Annotated in this window: 19 protein-coding genes and 1 tRNA gene; 11 read left to right on the forward strand and 9 right to left on the reverse strand. The window is 67.9% G+C overall.

Going from position 1 to position 22,304, the window contains the following annotated elements; genetic code table 11:
• Positions 1-99: 99 nt before the first annotated feature.
• Positions 100-1,128 (forward strand): LacI family DNA-binding transcriptional regulator, encoded by a 1,029-nt coding sequence (locus Ssi02_RS14500; RefSeq protein WP_204025752.1) that lies wholly within the window; start codon positions 100-102, stop codon positions 1,126-1,128.
• Here Ssi02_RS14500 and Ssi02_RS14505 read toward each other — a convergent pair.
• Positions 1,115-1,486 carry a phage holin family protein gene (locus Ssi02_RS14505; protein WP_307825670.1) on the reverse strand — a complete coding sequence of 124 codons (372 nt, stop codon included), beginning with the start codon at positions 1,484-1,486 and terminating at the stop codon, positions 1,115-1,117. The two genes, Ssi02_RS14500 and Ssi02_RS14505, sit on opposite strands and share 14 nt — an antisense overlap.
• A 390-nt stretch (positions 1,487-1,876) precedes the next feature.
• Here Ssi02_RS14505 and Ssi02_RS14510 point away from each other — a divergent pair, with 390 nt between their 5' ends.
• The gene (locus Ssi02_RS14510) at positions 1,877-2,152 is read left to right on the forward strand and encodes a hypothetical protein (RefSeq protein WP_204025754.1); all 276 of its coding nucleotides are present in this window, start codon (positions 1,877-1,879) and stop codon (positions 2,150-2,152) included.
• A gap of 528 nt (positions 2,153-2,680) precedes the next feature.
• Positions 2,681-2,757, forward strand: a tRNA-Lys gene (locus tag Ssi02_RS14515).
• Here Ssi02_RS14515 and Ssi02_RS39790 read toward each other — a convergent pair.
• Positions 2,716-3,153 carry a winged helix-turn-helix transcriptional regulator gene (locus Ssi02_RS39790; protein WP_204025970.1) on the reverse strand — a complete coding sequence of 146 codons (438 nt, stop codon included), beginning with the start codon at positions 3,151-3,153 and terminating at the stop codon, positions 2,716-2,718. The two genes, Ssi02_RS14515 and Ssi02_RS39790, sit on opposite strands and share 42 nt — an antisense overlap.
• Positions 3,154-3,249: 96 nt before the next feature.
• On the opposite strand from Ssi02_RS39790, the gene Ssi02_RS14525 reads away from it, so the two are divergent.
• Positions 3,250-3,561, forward strand: a complete 312-nt coding sequence (locus Ssi02_RS14525; protein WP_204025756.1) for a hypothetical protein — start codon at positions 3,250-3,252, stop codon at positions 3,559-3,561.
• 127 nt (positions 3,562-3,688) lie between these two features.
• Here the strand turns inward: Ssi02_RS14525 and Ssi02_RS14530 are convergent, their stop codons facing one another.
• Positions 3,689-4,255, reverse strand: a complete 567-nt coding sequence (locus Ssi02_RS14530) for an AAA family ATPase (RefSeq protein ID WP_204025758.1) — start codon at positions 4,253-4,255, stop codon at positions 3,689-3,691.
• A 445-nt stretch (positions 4,256-4,700) separates the two neighbouring features.
• On the opposite strand from Ssi02_RS14530, the gene Ssi02_RS14535 reads away from it, so the two are divergent.
• The 6 genes from Ssi02_RS14535 to Ssi02_RS14560 all read left to right on the forward strand — a co-directional run bounded on the left by Ssi02_RS14535 (position 4,701) and on the right by Ssi02_RS14560 (position 15,147).
• Positions 4,701-6,380, forward strand: coding sequence for a CATRA conflict system CASPASE/TPR repeat-associated protein (locus Ssi02_RS14535; RefSeq protein WP_204025760.1), 1,680 nt, complete (start codon positions 4,701-4,703; stop codon positions 6,378-6,380).
• 20 nt (positions 6,381-6,400) lie between these two features.
• Entirely contained in the window at positions 6,401-6,940 is a 540-nt protein-coding gene (locus Ssi02_RS14540; RefSeq protein ID WP_204025762.1) for a Pycsar system effector family protein, read from the forward strand.
• 258 nt (positions 6,941-7,198) lie between these two features.
• Positions 7,199-8,548 carry an SWIM zinc finger family protein gene (locus Ssi02_RS14545; RefSeq protein ID WP_204025764.1) on the forward strand — a complete coding sequence of 450 codons (1,350 nt, stop codon included), beginning with the start codon at positions 7,199-7,201 and terminating at the stop codon, positions 8,546-8,548.
• 112 nt (positions 8,549-8,660) lie between these two features.
• Positions 8,661-11,357 (forward strand): DUF7824 domain-containing protein, encoded by a 2,697-nt coding sequence (locus Ssi02_RS14550; RefSeq protein WP_204025766.1) that lies wholly within the window; start codon positions 8,661-8,663, stop codon positions 11,355-11,357.
• A 654-nt stretch (positions 11,358-12,011) separates the two neighbouring features.
• On the forward strand, positions 12,012-14,750 hold the full coding sequence (locus Ssi02_RS14555) for an AAA family ATPase (protein WP_204025768.1): 2,739 nt from the start codon (positions 12,012-12,014) through the stop codon (positions 14,748-14,750).
• A gap of 172 nt (positions 14,751-14,922) precedes the next feature.
• A complete protein-coding gene (locus tag Ssi02_RS14560) occupies positions 14,923-15,147 on the forward strand; it encodes a DUF2277 domain-containing protein (RefSeq protein WP_204025770.1) in 225 nt (74 codons plus the stop codon).
• Between the two features lie 36 nt (positions 15,148-15,183).
• On the opposite strand, the gene Ssi02_RS14565 is transcribed toward Ssi02_RS14560, so the two are convergent.
• Positions 15,184-15,642 (reverse strand): hypothetical protein, encoded by a 459-nt coding sequence (locus Ssi02_RS14565; protein ID WP_239128910.1) that lies wholly within the window; start codon positions 15,640-15,642, stop codon positions 15,184-15,186.
• Positions 15,639-16,160 (reverse strand): RNA polymerase sigma factor, encoded by a 522-nt coding sequence (locus Ssi02_RS14570; protein ID WP_204025773.1) that lies wholly within the window; start codon positions 16,158-16,160, stop codon positions 15,639-15,641. Before Ssi02_RS14570 ends, Ssi02_RS14565 begins: the two co-directional genes overlap by 4 nt.
• A gap of 530 nt (positions 16,161-16,690) precedes the next feature.
• Here Ssi02_RS14570 and Ssi02_RS14575 point away from each other — a divergent pair.
• Positions 16,691-17,989, forward strand: a complete 1,299-nt coding sequence (locus Ssi02_RS14575; protein ID WP_204025774.1) for an FAD-binding protein — start codon at positions 16,691-16,693, stop codon at positions 17,987-17,989.
• A 4-nt stretch (positions 17,990-17,993) separates the two neighbouring features.
• On the opposite strand, the gene Ssi02_RS14580 is transcribed toward Ssi02_RS14575, so the two are convergent.
• From Ssi02_RS14580 to Ssi02_RS14595, 4 genes are read right to left on the reverse strand one after another with little or no spacing between them, the layout of a single operon-like run.
• Positions 17,994-18,878 (reverse strand): carbohydrate ABC transporter permease, encoded by an 885-nt coding sequence (locus tag Ssi02_RS14580; protein ID WP_204025777.1) that lies wholly within the window; start codon positions 18,876-18,878, stop codon positions 17,994-17,996.
• 10 nt (positions 18,879-18,888) lie between these two features.
• Positions 18,889-19,806, reverse strand: coding sequence for a carbohydrate ABC transporter permease (locus tag Ssi02_RS14585; protein WP_204025778.1), 918 nt, complete (start codon positions 19,804-19,806; stop codon positions 18,889-18,891).
• Positions 19,807-19,816: 10 nt separating this feature from the next.
• Complete coding sequence (locus tag Ssi02_RS14590; protein ID WP_204025779.1) at positions 19,817-21,193, reverse strand: ABC transporter substrate-binding protein; 1,377 nt, start codon at positions 21,191-21,193, stop codon at positions 19,817-19,819.
• A 35-nt stretch (positions 21,194-21,228) separates the two neighbouring features.
• Entirely contained in the window at positions 21,229-22,233 is a 1,005-nt protein-coding gene (locus tag Ssi02_RS14595; protein ID WP_239128925.1) for a LacI family DNA-binding transcriptional regulator, read from the reverse strand.
• Positions 22,234-22,304 lie beyond the last annotated feature (71 nt).

Consider the following 22,304-nt stretch of genomic DNA (forward strand, 5'->3'; position numbering starts at 1 on the left):
AATCCCTACTCAGAATATAGGTTATTTTCTCCGGTGTGTGCGGGGAGAATCCCCGCCGGGCTACCGTGGATCAGCTGTCGAAGGACATAGATTGGTCGGATGCCGCCGAGAAAACGAGCCACGCTACGTGAGGTGGCCAAGGCCACCGGGCTGTCGCCGGCAGCGGTCTCCTACGCCCTGCGCGGCCTGCAGGTGTCGGACGAGACCATCGAACGTGTCCGCCGCGCCGCCGCCGAACTCGGCTACGAGGCCGACCCCATCGCGCGGGCCCTGGCCAGCGGGCGCACCGGCATGATCGGGCTGCTCTGCGGGTCGCTTGAGGACCTCTGGCAGCAGTCCCTGGCCGTCGGCATCGGCCGGGCACTCCTGGCAAACGACAAATATGCCCTCATCCTCGACGCGGCGGGCGATCCCCGCAGGGAGCAGGCCCTCGCCGCCAGGCTCCGCGATCAGCGCGTCGACGGGCTCATCGTGCAACCGGTCGACCCGGCTTCGCCGTACTGGGCGGAGTTGTGCGAGAGCATGCCGGTCGTCGCGGTGGGCGACGCGCTCGGGGCGGTGGCCGGGGCAGGGGAGGTCGTCTTCGACAACCGCGCCGGGGTGACATTGGCCTTGCGGCACCTGCGCGATCGGGGCCACCGCCGCGTCGCCGTCCTCACCCCCACCCAGGCCAGCACGCCCGACCGGCCCGCCGACGTCTATGTGACGGCCGAGGCCGAGCGCCTCGGCCTCGACATCAGGGTCGTCACGGCCCCGCAGTCGACCTCGGCGGCGACAAAGGTGGCGTGGGAGCTGCTGGGGGAGCCCGAGGGGGAGCGGCCGCAGGCGGTGTTCTGCTTCGCGGACTCCATCGCCTACGGCGTCTACGCGGCGGCGGCCAGGCGGGGGTTGCGCGTTCCCGATGACATCTCGGTGATGGGCTATGACGACCACCCGATGTCCGCGCTGCTCACCCCCGGGCTGACCACCGTCAACTGGGATATCGACGGCATCGTCCGCGCCGCCGTACACCTTGTGCTTGAGGCCGTCGACGCCGACGGGGAGGGGGGCCACCGCCGGCGTGTCGTCCAGGCTCCCGGCCTCAGGGAGCGCGGCTCCGTCCGCGACGCGGCCGTCAGCCGGGGATGATCAGGTCGAGGATCCAGCTCACCACGGCGATAATGATCGCGCCGAAGAGGGCCGGAATGAATCCGTCGACGTGGAAGGGGACGTTGATCTGCTCTGCTATCCAACTGGTGAGCAGCAGCAGGCCGGCGTTCACGATGAACGCGAACAAACCGAGGGTCAGCACGTAGAACGCGCATCCGACGACTTGGACGATGGGCTTGATGACGGCGTTGACCAGGCCGAAGATCAGCGCCACGACGATCAGTGTGCCGATGCCCTTGGCGGTGGTCGAACCTCCCACCGTGATCCCGGTGACGAGCTGGGTCGCGACCCATAGGGCCGCGGCCACGATCAAGGTTTTGACAACGAATCTGATCACGCTTTGACATCCTCGCATCTGTGATCGGCCGCGCGGGGGATCCGCAGGGCCATGAGGGGACAGGTCAGGACCTTGGCGACGGCGGCCGTGCCAATGGCGGAGGACGGCCCCTTGGTGCGCCGGCGCAGCAGCACATACATGGGTAGTCCCCGAGCCATCACGAACAACACCGGAAACAGCGGAACAGGCAGCGATGTCTTGCACCTCGCCAACGCCGCTCCCCCCAATCGATCCCGGGACACCGCTCGTCCCTTGACTGCCAGTCTGGTCGGTCGGGCGGCCATCCGCGATCTGCACGCCTCGCGGGTCGCTGCGCCGGTCGCAAAGGGTTCAATGAGAACGTGGGGGATAAAGGGGGAAGAGACCTAGCGGGGTGGGGAGTCCATGGACATGAAAGAGCGCGAGCTTGAGGAGCTGTCCACCAGGGAGCTGCATGATCGCGCCGTCGCGTACGCCGTTCGCCGCGGCGACTTCGGCTTCCTCTGGAACCTCCTCAAGGCCATCCCGGCCGCCGAGGCCGCCAGCGGCCACGGCGCGGAGACCGCCAACGACCTCAGCCGCCTCTCGGCCCTTCTCAGCGACGCCATGTCCGCAGGGGAGGGCCATCTCGGGGAGGCCCTCAGGCCGATCTACATCAACTACCTGGCCGCTCATGAGGACGCCTGAAACCCTTGACTCGGACATTGCCTTGGCGGTGTCCGCCCGAGGTCGGCCGGTCGGCAGGGCAAAGCGAGCCCCATCTCGCCCGGAGATCTTCCGCCGCTTGGCGGTCGGGCGTCCTGCCGGGGTGGGCGAGGAGATAGTTGGAAGCCCCGACAAATACGGTGCTGTACGGCGGAAGCGGGCCGCTTGGCCGGGCCTTCCGGGCAGGTCGTACCAGGTCAAGCACGGGTGTAGGAGAGAAATCAACCTCGGGATGACGAGTCCGTGGTGTTCGTCTCTGTACTGTTGAAGCAGGTTCGAAAGAGCCGCAGACTTTTCCCGGTGCGGCACGCGGAGGGGGACCGCTAACCGCACAGCCGGACCTGTCGGTGTCAGGGGGGAAGGCACCGAAAGGACCGCGCCAAGTCGAGGCCGGACAGTTGGGGGACTGTCCGGCCTCGACGCTGTCCGGGGGCTTTCCCGCCGGTCTCGGGGGCTGGTTTCCGATGTGCGTAGGTCCTTCCGGTGCTGCTAGAGTTACGGCATCGCAAGGCGCCGCTAGCTCAGTTGGTTAGAGCAGCTGACTCTTAATCAGCGGGTCCGGGGTTCGAGTCCCTGGCGGCGCACCACATGAGAAGCCCCAGGTCAGTTTGCTGACCTGGGGCTTTTTGGTGCTCAAGCCTCTGCTCGCCAGACCGGGCCGCCCGCCGGTGACGGGCCGGGGCGGAGCGGTCGCGCGCTCGCCCGTAGCCGCGGCGGGACGTCTCGATGGCCTCGATGTTGCGACGGGTCCACTCGCAGATGCCGGTCACCAGCGTCAGCAGTTCCCGCCCGATCGGCGTCAGCTCATAGTCCACCTGCGGGGGAGCGGTGACCCGCTCCGGCCGGAGGCTCGCGATGGCGGGCTGTCCGGCCGGAGTCGGGGGAGTGTCTCGCTGTGGGCGGCTCAGGGTTCGCAGCTGAAGACGTCCTTTGATTTGAGCCTCCGTCTGCCTGTGCGGGCTGGGCCGGTGCCGGGCGCTGATGGCTTATTGACCGCCCATGTGGAGCGATCTAAGATTTCTTAGGAAAGTTTCCTAAAGGAAAGTCGTTGGTTCCCCCCAGCCTCTAGGAGATCCGTTATGACACTTCGTCGTCGTGTAGCAACCCTCTTGGGCGGTGCCGCCTTCGGCCTGAGCGCCGTGGCGTTCACTCCCGGCGCGGCCATGGCCGCCCCCTCCGGCTGCACCGTGCAATACGACCTGGCCCAGCGGTGGGCCACCAGCCACTGCACCTCCGGCACGGGTAGGCACATGGTGGTCGTGCGGCAGCATCACGCCAACCCTCAGCTCAATCCCATCGTGATGGCCGGTCCCTGTGTGCCCGTCGGCCAGACCTCCTACACGACGATCACGTCCTGGCCCGTTGTGGCCGCCAACTGGGTTCCGTGCTGAAGCATTTGGCCCTACCGGTCGTAGATGTGCTGAGCTGCAGGAACCCCCTTCTTCGCGGCAAGTCTGGCATCGACGGCGAGTGAGTGTTACTGGGGAGAGCTGTCCCACAGGGCCGCTGTGGGGTGGATCAGGAGATGGCGCCCTCCGGCCAGGCCCGCTTTAGGATCTCGTCCACCGTCTGATCCACGGTCTGGCCGGAGGTGTCGAGCCACAGTCCGATTTCGGGGGTGTGGTCGCGGAGCACCTTGTCGAGGTCATGGGGAGTCCAGTCGGGCCCGTAGCCGGTCTTGGCGCGGTGATTCTCCCGGTCGGCGACCGCGTCCGGGTCGGGGGCCAGGACCACGACCGCCAGCGGGCGGCTTTTGATCATCTGGGTGATCTCGGGCAGGAAGTCTCCGATCAGGATGTCCTGCAGGATCACCGTGAATCCCGCGTCGAAGTAGGCGTCGGCGACCGCAGCCGCCTGGGAGTGGCGGAGCCGGAGCTGGGCCACGGCCTCGGGGGACCCCTCGGGGGTCATGTGGACCTGCCCGTTGACGATCATGCGACGGAAGAAGTCGCCGCGCACGTGCGCGGAACGCGGCAGGCGCTCGGCCAGTGCCTGCGCGACGGTGGACTTCCCGGAGGCGGAGATGCCCGTGATGACGAGGACGCCGGGGTCGGCGTCGAGCTTCACGGTGTCGGTGGCTGACATGCGAGAAATGTATTCTTTCTGGCTTTCCGGCTCAGGGTCGGCGCGGGTAACCCTGTGCGATAGCAGGCGCCACGCGGTCGATCGATACCCCCGGACCGGGGGAGACCTGATGTGTGCTTTGTCGCTCGGAGAGCCCTAATGAGTGCTTTGTCGCTCGGAGAGCCCTCAGGTTAGCTTTGTCTGACGGCATAGCTCATCCTCTCCTCCGGCGCGCGGGATCGCCGGCAAACGCCGAAGGCGCCAAAGGTGTCTTGTAGCGAAACTCCGGGGACACAATGCCATTGCCGGCGACAAGAGAGGGGAAAGTCAGCGGGGCGCGAGACGGATTTTTCAATGTGCAACCAGATTCCTTGGTGAGACGCTTCACGCATGGACACCTTTGGCCGGTCGGCGGATGATGTCTCGAAGTCGGATACAGAGTCGGCATCGGAGCGCAGAGGCAAACGTGAGCAGTCTGGCATTGACCGACCAAGAGCTAATCGTCCACGTCTTCGCTCCCGCGGACGGGCCTTATGCCGACGCGGCTTACGAGCAGATCCGCCTCGTCTGGGCACGGTGCAGGGAGTGGCTGGGCATGGCGTTTCCGATTCCCAACACCGGCCTGCCGGTGGATTTGCCGGCGACTCCGTCACGAGAGGGCCGGAGGGAGCGAGCTTTGGCGGGGCAGCAGGATCAGGCCGCACACTGCGGGATGATCGTGCGCCGCGTCCATGAGGTGATGAACCTCTCGATAAGGTTCGCCCCGGCTCGGGGGGCCGATCACACGGGGAAGTTCGCGCGCAAGGATTGGGCGGAATTCGAGAACTGGTGGACCGGGATCTCGTCGGGGGTGAACACGATTTTCGGAGCGGCCCAAATCTATCAGACCAAAATCTCGGCGAAGCAAAAGTCGCGGGGACAGGAGTTGGTCAACGCCGTCCTGCGGCAACTTCCGCTCAGCATGCACGGCAAGCCCTGCCGTACCTGGCATTTCCAGAACGAGGGCTGGGTGCTGTGGGAGTCGGACACTGAGGACGAGGGGCGCGGGGTGCGCAACTTCGCGATTCTTGTTTCACCCGCCCAGGACGACCGTTTGACGGAGTGGACATGGAGTCGCGGCGATCTCGCGGCGCCCGTCTTCGCTCACTATCTGATGCAATGCGCGATGATCCGCCAGGAGATACGGGGGTGGACCGGCGAACCGGTCGAACGGCTGGCGGACGAGGTCGACGGTCGCCTCGACCAGGTCCACAGCCTTCTGCGGGAGCCGGTGACCGGCCCCGGCTTGCAGGCGGAGTTGCGGCGGCTGCGGTCAAACGTCGCCGACATGACGACGACTCTCACTCGTCTGCGCAAGATACGTCACCGCGTGGGCATCCTGGTGGACAACTTGAGTCGCGTGATCGGCGAGCCGCTGGCCTGGGACCTGATGGACGCCCACCAGCTTGTGCATCAGCTGGACGGCCGGAGTCACCAGCTTGACCTGTCGTTGCAGAACGCCACGGTGGTTCAGGAGATCGCGCAATCCCTGGCATCGCAACCTCTCGCGCAGGAGCAGGCACTCGACGGCCCGGTTCAACGCGGCAACCCCAGGCACATTCGTATGGGGTTCGCGGTGGACATCGTTGGCTACAGTGCCCGTACCTCGCCGCATCGGGACGCACTTCAGGAGCGCCTCGCGGCGATGCTTGAGCAGGTGGCGGCCGACCTGGGCGTCGTCGTCGCCCCGTCCGACCGTCAGGACACCGGCGATGGGATGAACGTGTTTCTCCCGCCCGATCTGGAGGTGCACGTGGTGCTGCCCCGGCTGCTTATGGCGTGGCTCCGACGCCTGTGCGCCGACAATCAGGCGCATGCCGATCGCATGCGCCTGCGGATGGCAGTGGTGCTGGGGCCGGTCGGCACTGCCGCCATCGGCTATTCCGGGCAGACCATCGTCGAGATGAGCCGCATGCTCGACAGCGACGTACTCCGGCAGGCCGTGCGGGATCACCCCGGCGCCGACCTGGTCACGCTCGTCTCCGACCAGCTCTACAGATATGTGGTGGGAGAGGGATACCCAGGTCTCAATCCTGCCGATTTCCACAAGTGCAGGGTGGAGGCCAGATCGTTTGTGGCCGACGCGTGGTTGTGGGTGGCGAAGTGATCTTCAATAGGCGGGGCGTGATGAACAGGGAGTCTCCACCCAGCGCGTTCAACGTGGCGCTCGTGGATCACGGTGCCACGGACGCCTGGAAGGCCCTCTTGCTGATCTTCGACCTGGTCAAGCACGCCGAGACCAAGGCCGGGCTCACCCTGGCCGCCTCCGGGGCCTCCGGCGGCGTCGTATACGCACTGATCAGCGGTATGGGGCGGGAGAACATCGTCTTCCAGGCCGCCGCCTGGTTGTGCGCCTGCCTCGTGATCGCCGCCGCCTGCTCCGCGGGGCTGGCCCTGCTGCCCCGGAGGCGCACCAACCCCGAACCCGTCAACCTGCTCTACTACCACCACATCGCCCGGCATTACAGTGGCCGCTCCGACGTCTACGCACGCGAACTCGCCGCCCTGATGAAGAACTCCGACGATCTCGTCGCCGCCATAGCCCAGCAGGTGTGGTCCAACGCCCACGTCGCCCACCAGAAATACCGCTGGGCCGGCCACGGCCTGAACGCCCTGCTCGCGGCCCTGGCCGCTCTGGCGGTCGCGGCGGCGGTCGCCGTACTCTGACCCGCTGGCCGATCTCACCGGCGGCGGTCGCCGTACCCGCTGGCCGATCTCACCGGCGGCGCGCGCCGGCCGGCTCGGTGAGATCGCCGGCGGTGCTGTGCCGTACTCGTGCGGCACATAGGGACTACGGCGGAGCCGGGTTTTGAGGGGGCGTGCGCCCTTCATCCACATCGGCGTGGGCCGGCGTTGAAGAGCACGAAGTGAAGGCACCTCTATAGGGCCCGCGTTTTGTCGGAGGCAATCTCTACCGTCGCAGCCATGACTCAAGCGGTGCAGGCATATTCCTATGTCAGGCCCTCCGCGATTGTGGGGGATCACCTGGGCTTTTCGACTTCCGGCGGGCGGACCGCGAGCGGTTTGGCGGGCAATCCGCGCTTCTTCAGCGGCGTGATCACTCAGGCGGCGCCGGCCGCCGCGGGACTGCTCGCGCTGGCGGATGTGGCGTTGGCGCGTTACCACCAGCCCCGCGCCGGCAGTGGCGCTTTCAGCCGGGATCCCGTGGTCACGGCGGACGGCGAGCGGTTGAGGTTCGAGTCGTTCTCGGCGTGCGGGGGGGTTTATGCCCGGCTCGACATGATGGGCGGGGCGCTCGACGGTGAGGTCTTCGACCGGGGCACGACCAACGTCGACGTCAACCGCCCGCTGCGTGAGGCGCTGGCCCGCGTGGGTGGCCGTGACCCGCTGCACCTCGGGGTGGGGGCCGACGAGCTGACCGTGACGACGCTCGACGGCGCGGTCGTGGAGAAGAAGGTGCCGCTGCCGGAGAGGTGGTTGCGCGGGTTCGCCGAGGTGCAGGTGATCGCCTCGGGGTTCGACCTGCGGGGGGAGCTCGCGGGCATGGCGGCGGTCCGCTTCCTGCGGGGCCTGCCGAAGCGGGCGACGTCAAGTGTGTGGGTGGTCCCCACCGGGCGTGACCTGCGCGTGGTGGCGGGTCCCACCCGCGGCGCGGTGTGCCTGTCCGGCGTGGGGCGGCTGGCCACGTTGCATCCGCTGCTGCGGTTCGCGAAGGCGCTGCGGGTCTACGGTCCGGTGGCCGGCGATCGGGTGGAGTCCAGCGCGTGGGAGCTTGAGCTGCCCGGCATGCGCTACACGCTGGTGTTGTCGCCGGAGGCGTGGCGCGGATTCTCGGGGGAGGGCGCCGTGCTGACCGACCTGGCCGGTGAGGACGTCTCGGCCGACGCCGACGTGGTCGGCATGTTGCTCAACTTCGAGCCGGCGGTCGAGGTCGGCCTGCTGGCCGATCGATCGGGTCTGTCGCCCGAGCGGGTGCGGGCAGCCCTGACCCAGCTCGGCACAGCCGGCCGGGTCGGTTACGACCTGGCCGAGGCGGGCCACTTCCACCGCGAGCTGCCCTACGACAAGGTGAGCGTCGAGGCACTCAACCCCCGGCTTCGCGCCGCCCGCGCCCTGGTCGAGGCGGACGCCGTGCGCCTGGAGGGCGAGGGGAAGGCCCACGTCACGACGGCGGGAGGTGTGCGTGAGGTCCACGTGACGTCGGGGTCGTGCACCTGCGCGTGGTGGTTCGACCACCGCGGCTCCCGGGGGCCGTGCAAGCACGTGCTGGCGGCCCGCATCGCGGTGCGTGCCCGTGAGGAGGCCGTGCGGTGAGCGTCCGGCGGCTCGCAGTGCGGTGTGTGCACCGGGGGAGGCCGGGTCGCGGTTTGTGGTGGCGGTGGAAGCGGATATGCATCGCTATGCGTGCTCTTGAGGAGGCTGTGAGATGACCGGTGTGTGGGATGAGGTTCGCGATCTGATCGACGCGGGTGACGTCGATCCGCTTGTCGACAGGCTTGTCCGCTTGGACGACGCCGAGCGCAAGGCGGTCGCCGCGGAGTTGCCCGGCCACATCCCGGTGCTGCGTGAACGAGCGGCGCGCATGCAGCTCAGGGAGTGGGATATGGACGAAGGCGAGGGCAACCCTGAGGAGTGGGTGAGCCGCTGGGAGCTGCCGGACGGCTGGCCCGATCTCATCCGGCTGGCCGGCGCCGCGACGATCAGCGCGGTGACCGGAGTGGTGGCGTGGGTCAATCGTCGCGAGTTCTCGACCTGGCGCTTCTCCGCGAGGGACGCCGGGTTCGGCCACCCGGAGCCCGTGGTGCGTGCTCTCGCGGGCAGGCCCGCACAGTGGAAAGCCGATCTCGCGGTACGGCTGGCGGCCAGGGTGCGTGGTCCCCGTGACGCCGGCGCTCCTCTCGCGCTGGCGATGCTGCGGCACACAGGCGTCGAGCCGCCGGCCGTCGATCCGCTGGTCGTGGCGTGGGTGTCGGGCGGACCGGGGTCCAAGTCCGACCCGCTGTTCACCTCGCTCATGCCCAGGATGTTCGAGGCCGAGGGTGTCGGCCGGGAGCTGCGGCAAGAGCGCCTCGACCCCATCTCACCGTGGCTGCGCACCCTCTCCAAGCGGGCGGCCAAAAGCGAGGACGAGCGCGAGACGATGCTCGCCGGGTGCGTGCGCCGTTTCCTCTACGGTGGCACCGCGCAAGACCTGCGCTTCTTCGTGCGGCTGCACGACCTGCTGGAGCCGGGCGCGGCCGAGATCGCGGTGCGGCGGCGCGACTATCTGCGACTGCTGCCCGCCGCCCCTGGCACCGTCGCCGAGCTCGCCCTGCGCCACCTGCGCACCCTCGACGATCACGACCCTGCCGACGTCGTCGAGGCACTCGAGGCGCTGCTGTTCCGCGCCGAGGCCGCCTTGGCGCGCAAGGGCCTGACCTGGCTCGACCAGGTCGCACGTCAAGCCCCGAAGCGCGTTGACGACCTGGTCCCGGCGCTGGTCACGGCCTTCTCCCACGAGTCCTACGAGGTGCAGGGCCGCGCCGCGCAGGTGGCGCGCAAGCACGCCAAGCATATGAGCCCGATCGCCGCGGAGCAGGTCAGGCAGGCCGTGCTCTCACTTCCGCCGGCACTTGGGGCTCAGGTGGCCGAGGTCTTCGGCGGGCAGGTTGTCGACGAGGAGGCCGTTCCGGCTTTCGAACACCCTCTGCTCCCCGAGCCGGTCGCTCCCACCCCGTTCCCGGTGGTGCCGACGAGCTCGAAGGAGTTGTCGGCCCTGCGAGAGAGCCCGTGGGGGTGGCAGGTGGTCGAGCGTTGGCTGGCCGCTTTCGTGCGCCTTGCCGGAAAGGAACGCGGGGAGTTGAGCACGGCGCTGAGCTCCTACTTCAGCTACCCCTCTCTGGAGTTGTTCGACCGGACCGAATGGGCACATGCCTTCGAGTGGCAGGAGGCGATGGCCCGGGAGCTGGCCACACCCGGCGCGGACACGGGCATCCCGCTGCACAGGCCTGGGCCCGACGGAGAGGTGGTGGCGGAGCCGCGCCGCGATCGGCTGCCCGGCTCTGGGGTGACGGTGCTGGACCTCGTGTTGTTGCGAAGGTGCGAAGAAATCCTCACCGCGCTTAAGGAAGACCGCCTGCCGCCGGTCCTGCTCGCCACCCCCACCTGGTCTACTTGGGCACTTGACCCGGAGACGCTCCTCGACCGGCTGGCGGAGTGCCAGGCGGCCGGGGCCACGCCCCTCCCGGCCGACCTGCAGCAGGCCCTGCTGCGGCTTCCCCGGGGCGACCACCCCGAGGCGGCGGCACGAGCGGAGCTCCTGGGGTCCGAGGCGGGGCACACCGCGGCCCGGTGGATGACGACCGGTGGCCTGAGCGACCCGACGAGCGGCGTCGGCCGCTTCTACCGCGAAGGCGGCACCGAATACGACTTCGACGAGCGCGAGCCCACACGTGTCATCGACAACCTCCACTTGCGTCCGAAGCTCAAGGCCACCCCCACGGGGTTGCAGCTCGTCGACGAGTTGCTCAACGAACCGCCATGCTGGAGACGGGGTGACCACGGCATCAACACGGACTGGTGGACCGCCGTCCTGCCGTCGCACCGGGAGATCGCGGCCGTCTACATGCTGCCCTATCTCAGCCGCTGGCACTGGCCGCGCATCGACGCCGACCACACGGCCATGCTCGCCGCGGCGGACGGTCCGGCCGGCCCCGCGACCGCGGCAATTCTCGCCCACTTCCTCACGCAACCGGACGCCGAGGTGGCCGTGCACAGCTTCGTCACCATGGCCGCCCGTGGTGACCTCCCCGCTCGCGAGATAGGCAACCAGCTTGGGGCGTATATCCATGTGGAGTGGGTGAAACCTCAGCAGATCGCCGACTCGCTCACCGCCGCGGCCCAGCTAGGCGCCCACCGTGAGGTCTGGCAGGTGCTGGAGGTGCTGCTTCCCTCCCTGCTCCCAGCCACAGGGGCACGCCCGCGGCCCGGACTGGACAAAATCGTGGAGATCGCCGTCGTGGTCGCGGAGTGGACAGCCGCTCGTGGTGAGATCCCCGGCTGCGCCGAACTGCTCGCCGGCAAGAGCCGCAGCGCCCTCAACCGCGGGCTCTCCCGCCTGCACGAATATCTCACCCGCCCCTGACCCAGGCGATCAGCCTCGTCGGCCAGGAACGATGGATGTGGGGGAGCCCCGATTCGGTCGCGGGAGACCGCGGCCGCAGGGTGGGGGCCGGGCCCCAAAGTCGTGAGGCGGCGGCGACCTGGGGTTTTGCGGCGAGAAAAATCTTCCGGCGAGTCCTATCGGAAGAGCACCCCTATTGGCGACACGAATAGAGGGGTGTTCCAGCCTGCCTCTAATCTCCATGCGGGCGGGGCGGCCGTCCACACTTCGAAACCAAGTGGAAACGTGACGTGAAACATGAAGTGGGCTCGGGTTGTCCTTCCTGAGGGTTTAGGAGGATTGCTTGCTTAGACCTAGGGGTCGCGGTTAGTTTGAACCAGTAAATATATCGCTGTCTCCGCAATTCGGTGTTCGGTGTCGGTAGATTCGAGGGCGACCTACACATGCCAAAGTGCGATCTTGTGGCCTCGTGGCGGTCCGTCCACGGGCTCCGCAGGTGAGCCGACTCTCTGGGGGGACGCGGGCTCGGGGGGGAGTCCTAGCCCGCATAGCCCGGCGGAGGGCGTGAAGGCAAATCGATGGCTGGTGATTCCAGCACGTGAAGCAATTGTGCGGCGAAACCAAAAGTTTGACGTGCGGAACTATTCAGTTCATCGTGATCACTGGGGGACTGCAGTGGCACTGGTCGAACGGACTGGAGAATTAACGGAACTCGCCCGGATCTTTGCGATGACAAGTCTGGGAAGTGGCCAGATGGTCGTCATCCGAGGAGGAATCGCCTCGGGCAAGACGGAGCTCGTGCACGTGTTCGGGCAACATGTGCGCGACGCGCAAGGGATCATGCTGGTCGCCACGGGCTCGGAGGCGGAAAGCACGCTGCCACTCGGCGTGATCAATCAACTGCTCAACGACGAGCGGCTGCCGGCCGCCGCCGTCACCGAGATCCTGGATCTCATGGCACGCGCCGACACTGCGGGGGAGCCGGAGGAGACCCGCATCAGCCACGCGCACGCCAAGATCGCTCATGCGTTGTGCGTGATGCTGCTCGACGTCGCACGTGAGCGCGCCGTGGTCGTCGCGGTGGACGACGTGCACCTCGCCGACAGCCCGTCCATCCACGTGCTGCTCTACCTTGTGCGGCGCATCCGCTCGGCCAGGGTCATGACGGTGCTGACCGAGCGGGTGGGGCAGCGGGCGCAGGGGACTTCGGTGCACGCCGAGATCAGCCGCCACCACCGGCACGAGATCGGCCTGCGCATGCTCGGCGAGGCCGGGATCACACAGCTGATCAGCGAGCGTTTCGGCGTGGCGCCGCCGGGCCTGGCGGCGGCGGTGGCGCGGCTGACCGGCGGCAACCCGCTGATGGTCAACGGGTTGCTCGACGACCAGCCGGCCATGGGCGACGTCTCGGACGAGCCGCTCGTCAGTGACTGCTACGCCAAGGCGGCGTTCGCCGTATTGCACCGGGGCGAGCCGGCGGCGGTCCACGTCGCCCGCGGCCTCGCCGTACTCGGTGAACGTGCCACCCCAGCGCTGCTCGAACGCCTCCTCGGGGTGGAGTCGGAGGTGCGCGCCAGGGTGGTGCAGGGGCTGGAGGAGTCCGGACTGGTCGCCGATCTCAGGTTTCGCCACCCTGATGTGGCTGCTGCCGTACTCGACTACACGCCGCTCTACATCCGCGCCCGGCTCCAGCTCGACGCCGCCGGATTGTTGCACCAGATCGGCTGCCCGGCGCTGGACGTCGCGCGGCTGCTCATCGCCGCCGACGAGATCGCCGGGCCCTGGGCGGTCTCGGTGCTGCGGTCCGCGGCCGACCACGCGCTGGTCGACGACGACGTGGAGACGGCGATCCGCTGCCTCGCCCTGGCCCTGGGCTCGTGCGGGGACGAACGGGAGCACCTGGAGATCACCGTGGCGCTCGCCAAACTGGAATGGAGGTTGAACCCCGCCGCCGCGGCGCGGCGCCTGGAACCGTTGCGCGGCAAGCTGCTCAACGGCGAGCTGAGCGGGGCCAAGGCGGCGATGGTGGTGCGCCACATTTTGTGGCAGGGCGATGTGAGTACGGCGACGCGGGCGGTGGCCTTGCTCGAAGAGGCGGAGGAGGTCCAGATCGCCGCCGAGCTTCGCTTGGTGCTTCAGACGATCTACGGTCGCAGACGCGGGGGATCCGGCCAGACACGGGTCTCCAGCGCACGGGAGCCGCTTGGAGCGTCGATGAACCCCTGGACGCGAGCCGCTACCTCGCTCGCCGCCATCGTGCACAGGGGAGTGCGAGAGGACACCGTGGCCAGGGCGAGCCACCTGCTGGCGAGCTGCACCCTCGCGGATTCGAGCCTCGATGTGGCGGTGGCCGCGCTGCTGGCGCTGGTCCACAGCGACCGGCCGGACATCGCGGCCGGCCACTGCGAGCCGCTGGCCGAGGAGGCCTCGCGCCGGGGGGCGGTGACGTGGCAGGCGGTGCTGCTCAGCGTCCGCGCCGAGGTCGCGCTGCGGCAGGGGGATCTCGCCAAGGCCGACGCCCGTGCCCGGGAGGCGCTCGACCTCATGCATCCGGAGAGCTGGGGTGTGCTCGTCGGCGGTCCGCTCGCCACGCTCATCGCCGCCAACACCGCCATGGGCAGGCACGCCGTCGCGGCCGAACTCGTGCGCCAGGTCGTGCCGGAGATCATGACCCAGACGGTGACGGGGGTGCGCTATCTGCGCGCGCGCGGCCACTATCACCTGGCGACCGATCGGGTGCTGGCGGCGCTCGAGGACTTCCAGGCGTGCAGCAGGCTGATGGTCGAGTGGGATGTGGACCGGCCGTCGTTCGTGCCGTGGCGCAGCGACCTGGCGCAGGCCCAGCTGCGCCTCGGCATGCGCGAGAGCGCGCGGGACCTCGTGACCGAGCAGCTGGAGCGGCCCGGCGATCTCGGGCCGCGGGTCAAGGGCATCTCGCTGCGGGTGCTCGCCGCCGGCACCGATCTGCGACAGCGTCCGCCGCTGCTGCGTGAGGCGATCGACCTCTTGCAGAGCGCGGGCGACCGGCTGGAGCTCACCCGCACGCTCTCGGATCTCAGCCAGGTCTATCACAAGCTCGGGGAATTCGGCCGGGCCAGGATGACCGCGGCCCGCGCCGAGCAGGAGGCCAAGGCGTGCCACGCGCACATCGTCCCTATGCAGGTCACCCGGTTGAACGGCGCCGAGGGGCCGGTCGACACGGAGTCCCCTGCCACGGGCGAACAGGTGCTGAGCAACGCCGAGCGGCGGGTGGCGACGCTGGCGGCGCTGGGGCACACCAATCGTGAGATCGGACAGCGGCTCTACATCACGCTGAGCACCGTCGAGCAGCATTTGACGAGGGTCTATCGGAAACTAAATGTCAGTGGTCGTAAGGGGCTTCCGGCGGGCCTCCTACCGGAGATGCTTCACTAATAGGGGTGTATGCCGCTCCACACTTTCGCATCCCCCTAACGTGCCCTCGTCCGAGGACATGTCAGGGGGCTGTGAGGGAGTACGGCGAAGCCCCGCACGGCCGGGTAGGTCAGGCGGTGGGCGGCTTGGGGGCCGGGAGTGGGCTGTCAGCCCGGTGGCGTAGTGTCGTGGCATGTGCCGGAGTATCAAGACACTGCGGGAGCCGTTCGCCAGTGACGTGACCGATGAGGACATGAAGGCTGCCGCTCTGCAATACGTCCGTAAGATCTCGGGCTTCCGTGCCCCCTCGGCGCGGAATACCGAGGCGTTCGACAGAGCCGTCGAGGCCGTGACAGTGGCGACCCGCGACCTGCTGGCCGACCTCCAGGTGAAACCCTCCCCCCAGACCGACTCCTGACCCACCCATAAAGACCTGCCCGGCTTGGGCGGGTCGCTATTCGCCGTTCTCGAGCTCGTGCCTGCGGCGCAGCAATACCGCTCGCCGGGCACGGGCTCGGGCCAGCAACACCGCCGAGGTCGCTACCATGAGCGCCGCGAAGGCCGCCGCGGCGACCGTCACCCAGCCGGGCCGCGTGATCGCGAGCACGATCACGCCCGACATCAGCAGGATGTTCGAGGCGAGTGCCAGCCCCCCGGCGATCACCCCGTCCAGCGCGTAGAGGGGCGTCCTGCGGGCGATCCGCCACGTGCCGAAACCTGCCCATGCCAGGCAGGTGATTTCCAACATCCCGAACGCCACGTGGGTGTGGGCGCGGAGGCTGGGCTCGGTCGCCCAAAGGGCTCCCAGGAACACCGCTCCGCCCAGCCCCAGGACCAGTGCCGCCACCGCGCCGATCCGGCTGCGCAACGACAGGTGACCGGAGAGCCTGCCGTACATCTCCTCGGGGTTCATTCCACGCTCCCTTTCCTCACCAGACGGTCGTGCAGCATGCGACGTGCGCGAGACAGACGGGATTTGACGGTGCCGACGGGGATCGCACAGATCTGGGCGCAGTCCTCCAGGGAGAGATCCTCCAGGTAGAAGAGCACCAGGATCTCCCGTTCGATGACCGGCAACGCCGACAGGTTCACGATCATCTCGGCGCGGTCGAGCAGGACGTCGACGGCGTCCCCCACGACGGGGTCGGCCGCTATCGGCACCTCGGGCCTGGCATATTCCACCCGCAGCCGGTTGCTCACCGCCCGCCGCGCGATCGTGAACAACCACGGGGCGAATCGTGCGGGCTCCTTGAGCCGGGGCAACCCGCGGAAGACCGCGAGCCACACCTCCTGAGCCACGTCGTCGGCCTCGGCGGCCGACAACATGCGCCGCACGTAGGTCCACACCGGGTCGTGCCAGGTGCGCACCAGCTCGGCGAACGCCTCGCGTTCACCGAGCCGGCAGCGGATGATCATCAGTTCATTGCTCACCCTGCCTCCTCGTCCGGCACAGTCGCCGGACGAGCGGATCAGGTTCACGCTTCGCTCGATCGGGATCCATCATTTTGACCGCGTGCTCAGTGTTGTCCACGATCACCCGAAGCTCCATGTGAGGCGCCTGTTTCCTCGCCCGTGCGCGTTGTCCAAATGGCCAGGTGGGCGTCGATTTTGGGGCACCGTTCTCCGGTCGGAGTGACCGGCACACGCCGGCTTGGCACGTGCCAAGCGGAGGGCTTCCGCCGTACGTGTTTCGCAGTGTGGGAGGACTGTCACAATTGGCGCTGAAATCCTGGCCTACGCCTTCATCTTCGTGGGAATTTCACCCGCTGCGGAGGGCCCGAGAAGGCGCTCCGCAAAATCACCTAGACCTACGGACATTCCTGAGCGTCACCCTGAAAATCTGCCAGGAAGAGGTGATCAGTGGACCTTTCCAAAGAGGCGGGTCAAGATCTAAAGTTCCGTTACCAACGTGGTGGTCCGCAGGGCTGCCGGAGTCTACGACACCCACAACGAGGCAACAGATGTCCATGGAGAGCACCGGCTCCGCACACACCGCCGGAATCGCCGACGAACCCCCCGACTCCGGTTTCGTAGGGCTCTCCGGACTGCCCGGCGAACTCCTCATCGATCCAGAATCCCTCGCCGCCGCCGCGGACGACTTCGGTCACATCGTGCACCGCATCCCCGCCGCCGTCCTGCGGCCCGGCTCGGCCGCCGACGTCGCCCACGCCCTCCGCTTCGCCGCCCGCGCCGGGATCCCCGCCCGGGCGCGTGGCGCCGGACACGCCACCCACGGCGGCGCCCAGGTGCAGGGCGGCCTCGTGATCGATATGACCGCGCTGCGCCGCGTCCACGCCGTGGCCGGCGACCGGGTCACCGTCGACGCCGGCGCGCTCTGGAGCCACGTGCTCGCCGCCACCCTCCCGCTGGGCCTGACCCCGCCGGTCCTCACCGACTACCTCGAAATCACCGTCGGCGGCACCCTGTCCGCGGGCGGCCTCGGCGGCACGAGCCATCGCCACGGCGCCCAGACCGACCATGTGCTCTCGCTCGACGTGGCCACCCCGGGGGGCACGGTCACAAGGTGCGGCCCCGAGTCGAACCGCGAGCTGTTCGACGCCGTGCGCGCGGGCCACGGTGACCACGGCATCATCGTCTCCGCCACCGTGCGCCTTATCCCCGCGCCCGCTTTCGCCCGCCGGTGCAAACTCGTTTACCCCGACCTGCACACCCTGGCCGCCGACCAGCGCCGCCTGATCGCCGAAGGCCCCTTCGACTTCGTCCAGGGTCAGGTCATCCCCACGCTTGAGGGATGGGGCTACTTATTGGAAGCCGTCGCCTATCACGCGTCCGGCCGCCGCCCCGACGACGCCGCTCTCCTTGACGGCCTTCACCATCTTCCCGGCGCCCCCGGTGAGGAATTCGAAGACCTTGCTTATGGGGAGTTTCTCCACCGCATGGCCTCTGGTGCGGCATTTCTCCGCGACACCGGAGAATGGCACCATCCGCACCCGTGGCTTAACGTATTCATCCCCGGGAGCGTGGCCGCCGACCTGACCGCCGACATCCTCGCCGACTTCACCACCGACGACCTCGGCCAAAGCGGCGTCATCCTCTTCTACCCCGTCAACACCACCCACATAAAAACCCCCAACCTGGCCCTCCCCGCCGAACCCGAAGCCTTCCTCCTCTCCCTCCTCCGCACCTCACCCCCGGAAGACCTGGAAGCCGTCAACACCGCCCTCACCCAAAACCAGGCCATCCACAACAAGATCACCGCCACCGGCGGCACCCTGTACCCGATCGGCACCCGTTTTTAGCGATCTACCCCGACATTCCCGAGGAGGTGTAGCCCTCGACGAAGCGGCGTTGGAGGGCGATGAACAGGGCCAGGACCGGGAGGACCATGATCAGGCCGGCGGCGCTGACGAGGGCCCAGTTCGGGGAGAAGCCCTGCTGGAAGGAGTAAAGCGAGATGGAGGCAGGCAGGTTCTCGCTGTCCTGGATGAAGGTCACGGCCAGGAGGAACTCGTTGTACGCCTGAAGGCCCGCGACGAGGCCCGCGGTCAGGATGCCGGGCCAGACGAGGGGGAACACGATCCGGGTGAAGACCCTGATCTCGCCCGCGCCGTCAATGCGGGCGGCGGCCTCATATTCCTTGGGCACGGCGATGAGGAAGGACCTGATCAACAGCGTGGCGAACGGACTGTAGATCGCCCAATAGATGACGATCAACCCGAACCGGCTGTCATAAAGCCCGATTTTCGTCCACAGCGACAACAACGGCACAAGGAACAGCTGGATCGGCAACGAACTGGCGACCAGCAGATACAGGATGAACACCCCGGGCTTCGGCAGGTCCAGCCGAGTTAGCGCATAGGCCGCGCATCCCGCGATGACGCACACCCCGACCGCCGTGGACACCGCGATGACGACGCTGTTCATGAGCCCCGCGCCCATGTTGGCCTCGACCCACGCGGTGGCGAAGTTGTCCCACCGGAACTCCCCGGGCAACCCGAGCGGGCTCTCGCTGATCTCGCTCGGCGTCTTGAGCGAGGCCAGCACAAACACGACCATCGGCCCGATCGCATAGAGCGCCAGGATCGACAGGATCAGATAGGCGACCGGATGCTTCGCCGTACGGCGGGAGCCTCGGCGTTTGGCGTGGGACCGGGGGCGGCCGCGGTCGAGTGCGGGTACGGCGGTCATGGAGTGCACCTCATATGTCCCACCGCAGGCGGCGGCGAAGGTAAAGGTATCCGCAGACGGTTCCGGCGCTGATCAGGGCCAGCATCACGCCGATGGCCGAGGCGTAGCCGGCCTGCTGCTCACTGAAGGCCGCGCGGTACATGACGGTGCTGAGCACGTCCGTCGAGCCGGCGGGGCCACCCTGGGTGAGGATGTAGACATAGTCGAACACCAGGAACGACCAGATGACCGTCATCAGCGACAGGAACATGAAGGTCGGGCGGATCGACGGCAGTGTGATGTTCCAGAACTCACGCCACGCGCCGGCTCCGTCCATGCGGGCGGCCTCGTAGAGCGAGGGCTCGATGCCCTGCATGGCCGCCAGGAAGATCACGACCAGGAAGCCCCACCACTGCCAGTTGTTGATGAACGCGACCGCCCCGAGCGCGATGTCCCCGTCGCCCAGGAAGTTGACGTCGTCGAGCAGTGGAATGCCCAGGTTGGACAGAGCCGGGCCGATGCCGCTGGTGGGGCTGAGGATCTGCCGCCACACGGTGGCCGAGACCACGGTGGCTATGACGTACGGAATGAAGAAGAGCACCCGGAACAGCAGTTGCCCCCGCCGGATCCGCGAGAGCAGGAACGCGCCAAGAAGACCCATCGACATCGGTACGACCAGGAAGAACACCGTCCACAGCAGGTTGTGCAGCAGGGCGCGGCGGAAGTCGGGATCGCCGATGAGGTCGGTGTAGTTCGAGAACCACACGAAATCGGCCTGGTCGAGCCCGTCCCAGTCGGTGAACGAGTAGTAGACCGACATCAGACCCGGCCCGGCGATCACCAGCACGTTGACGATCAGCAGCGGGGCGATGAACAACCAGGCCGTCAGCTTCCCGCGCGCGACGCGGCGGCGCCGGCGCGCGGGAGGCCGCGCAGAAGTCTTGATCATAAGCGAGAGATCAGGCTTCGGGGGTGAACGGCTTGGGCACCGAGCCCGAGGCCAGCTCCTCGGCGAACGCCTTCTGCAGGCCGGCGCAGAAGTCCGCCGGCGACATGCCCCCGGTGACGACCTTGTCGAACTCGGTGTAGAGGTAGGTGTCGGTCTTCGGCGGCACGAAGCTCCAGCTCGCGTAGCCGAGGTTCTTGGTTTCGGGGATGGCCTTGTAGAGCCGCGCCACACGCTCGTCGACCTCGGCGGGGTATGCACTCGGGTCGATCTTGAGCGGGGCGGGGTTCGTGCCGGTGGCGGCGAGCATGCCCAGCATCCGCGACGGGTCGGCGATCATGTAGTCGATGAACTCCGCGGCGGCGGCCGGGGCCTCCGACTTGGCGTTGACCGACAGCGTCGTGCCGATGGCCAGCGGGTAGACGCCCGCCGGCACCGCGTCGCTGAGGGACGGCAGCGGTGCCCAGTCCCACTTCTTACCATCGGTGAAGAACGTGTCGGCCGAGTCGAAGCTCCACGTGCCGGACATGTACATCGCGACCTTGCCGTTGGCGAGACCGGTGAACATGTCGGTGTCGGTGTTGGTGAAGTAACGGTCGGCGCTGCCGCCCCACCAGCCCTTGTCGATCCACGACTTGACCAGCGTGATCGCGTCCACGAAGACCTTGTCGTCCCACTTGCGGGCACCGGTCAGCGCCTCGTGCAGCGCCTTCGGGCCGACAGCCGCGTTGAGGACACAGGTGAGATACCACTCCGTCTGCGCCTTGTAGCCGCTGTTGCCCGCCCCGACCGGGATCATGCCCTTGCTCTTGGCCTCCGCGCACACCTTCTCGAACTCGGCGAGCGTCGTCGGCACCTTCCACCCGTTCTTGGTGAAGGTCTCCGGGTTGTAGTAGAGCACGAGCGAGCCGTATCCGACCGGCACCGAATAGAGCTTCCCGTCCACCTTGCTGACGTCGTAAGCCCAGGGGAGAAGCTTGTCCTGCCACTTGTACTTCGTCGCGTACTCGTCGAGCGCCACCGTCTTGCTGCTCTTGGCGAACGACAACGCCGCCGAAGGGCCGTCGGCGTAAACCACGTCGGCGCCCTTGCCCGCCGCGACCGCGGTGTTGGTGAGCTGCCCGAGCGTCATGAGCTGCTTGACGTCCATCTTGACGCTGACGTTCTTCTGGCTCTTGTTGAACGCGTCGACGAAGTGCTGCTGGAAGTATTTCTGGCCTTCCGGCGTCGCGAACGCCGCCCAGTACGTCACGTTCTTGGGGTCGGCGGCGCCGCCGGAGGAGGACCCGGACGAGGAGTCCGACGAGCCGCACGCGGCGAGCACCCAGCTCGCGGCCAGTGCGCCGCCACCCAGTTTCAGCAGGTCGCGGCGGGCGAGGTTGGGGGACAAGGGGTTCTCCTTCGGTGCGGTGGTGCTGGTGGTGCTTAAGACGACTCGCGGACGATCAGCCGGTGGGCGAGGACCACCTCACGGGCCACGTCGTCGTAGTCGCCGGCCAGACGGTCAAGCAGCATGCGGGCACAGGTGCGGCCGATCTCCCTGGCCGGGTTGTGCACGGTGGTCAGTGCGGGGGTGACGAGGGAGGCGGCCTCGATGTCGTCGTAACCGGTGATCGCCAGATCGCCCGGCACCGACAAGCCCAGCCTCCTCGTGACGTCGAGCACGCCGACGGCGATCAGATCGTTGCCGCACACGATCGCGTCGGGCCGGGATGTGGAGCGCTCCAGCAGCGTGGTCGCGCCCTCCACCCCGCCCGCCCGGGTGAACGTGGTCGAAACGATCAGCTCCGGATCGATCTCCCGGCCGGCCTCGCGCATCGCGCGCTCATAGCCCTCCAGCCGGATCCGGCTCGGGTGCGCGTCACGCTCCCCGTTGACGAACGCGATCCGCGCATAACCCCGCTCGATCAGGTGGCTCACCACATCGTGCATCCCGCCGACGTCGTCGGCCCGGACCACGTCACCGAACTCCGCCCGGAAACGCCCGCCCAGCCGGACAAGCTTGGTGCCCGAACGCGCGATCTCGGCGATGTCGTCGTCGGTCGCGCCATACGACGCGAGCACGATCCCGTCCACCCGCCGCGCCAGCACATGCCGCACGACCTCGCGCAACGCGCGGCTCGGCAGCGCCGCGTCGTTCACCGACAGCAGGTAGCCCTGGCCGAGCAGCACATCCTGCAACCCCGCGGCCACCGCCGGATAGAACGGGTTGGTGATGTCGGGCACGATCAGCGCCACCGACTCGCTGCGGTCCGTGCGCAGGCTGCGCGCCGACGGATTGGGCCGATAGCCGAGCCGCTCGATCACCGCCTCGACCTTCGCCCGCGTCGCGTCGCTGACCGGCCTGCGGCCACTCAGCACGTGCGACACCGTGGTCACGCTGACACCCGCCGCGGCGGCCACGGCGGCGATGTCGGGACGTCGATCCACGTGCGTCAAGGTCGCTCCAACGGGGTCGGGTGCAAATCGTTTTGCATGCTATTGGGACTCTCAGCTTGGGA

Source organism: Sinosporangium siamense (genome assembly GCF_016863435.1).
Classification (GTDB): Bacteria; Actinomycetota; Actinomycetes; order Streptosporangiales; family Streptosporangiaceae; genus Sinosporangium; species Sinosporangium siamense.

Bases quoted from the DNA above. Each gene is read 5' to 3' on its own strand.
- Ssi02_RS14580 (WP_204025777.1), bottom strand. From the start codon at position 18,878: ATGACCGCCGTACCCGCACTCGACCGCGGCCGCCCCCGGTCCCACGCC.
- Ssi02_RS14550 (WP_204025766.1), top strand. From the start codon at position 8,661: ATGACCGGTGTGTGGGATGAGGTTCGCGATCTGATCGACGCGGGTGAC.
- Ssi02_RS14575 (WP_204025774.1), top strand. From the start codon at position 16,691: ATGTCCATGGAGAGCACCGGCTCCGCACACACCGCCGGAATCGCCGAC.
- Ssi02_RS14530 (WP_204025758.1), bottom strand. From the start codon at position 4,255: ATGTCAGCCACCGACACCGTGAAGCTCGACGCCGACCCCGGCGTCCTC.
- Ssi02_RS14545 (WP_204025764.1), top strand. From the start codon at position 7,199: ATGACTCAAGCGGTGCAGGCATATTCCTATGTCAGGCCCTCCGCGATT.
- Ssi02_RS14510 (WP_204025754.1), top strand. From the start codon at position 1,877: ATGAAAGAGCGCGAGCTTGAGGAGCTGTCCACCAGGGAGCTGCATGAT.
- Ssi02_RS14565 (WP_239128910.1), bottom strand. From the start codon at position 15,642: ATGAACCCCGAGGAGATGTACGGCAGGCTCTCCGGTCACCTGTCGTTG.
- Ssi02_RS14585 (WP_204025778.1), bottom strand. From the start codon at position 19,806: ATGATCAAGACTTCTGCGCGGCCTCCCGCGCGCCGGCGCCGCCGCGTC.
- Ssi02_RS14500 (WP_204025752.1), top strand. From the start codon at position 100: ATGCCGCCGAGAAAACGAGCCACGCTACGTGAGGTGGCCAAGGCCACC.
- Ssi02_RS14560 (WP_204025770.1), top strand. From the start codon at position 14,923: ATGTGCCGGAGTATCAAGACACTGCGGGAGCCGTTCGCCAGTGACGTG.
- Ssi02_RS14540 (WP_204025762.1), top strand. From the start codon at position 6,401: ATGAACAGGGAGTCTCCACCCAGCGCGTTCAACGTGGCGCTCGTGGAT.
- Ssi02_RS14525 (WP_204025756.1), top strand. From the start codon at position 3,250: ATGACACTTCGTCGTCGTGTAGCAACCCTCTTGGGCGGTGCCGCCTTC.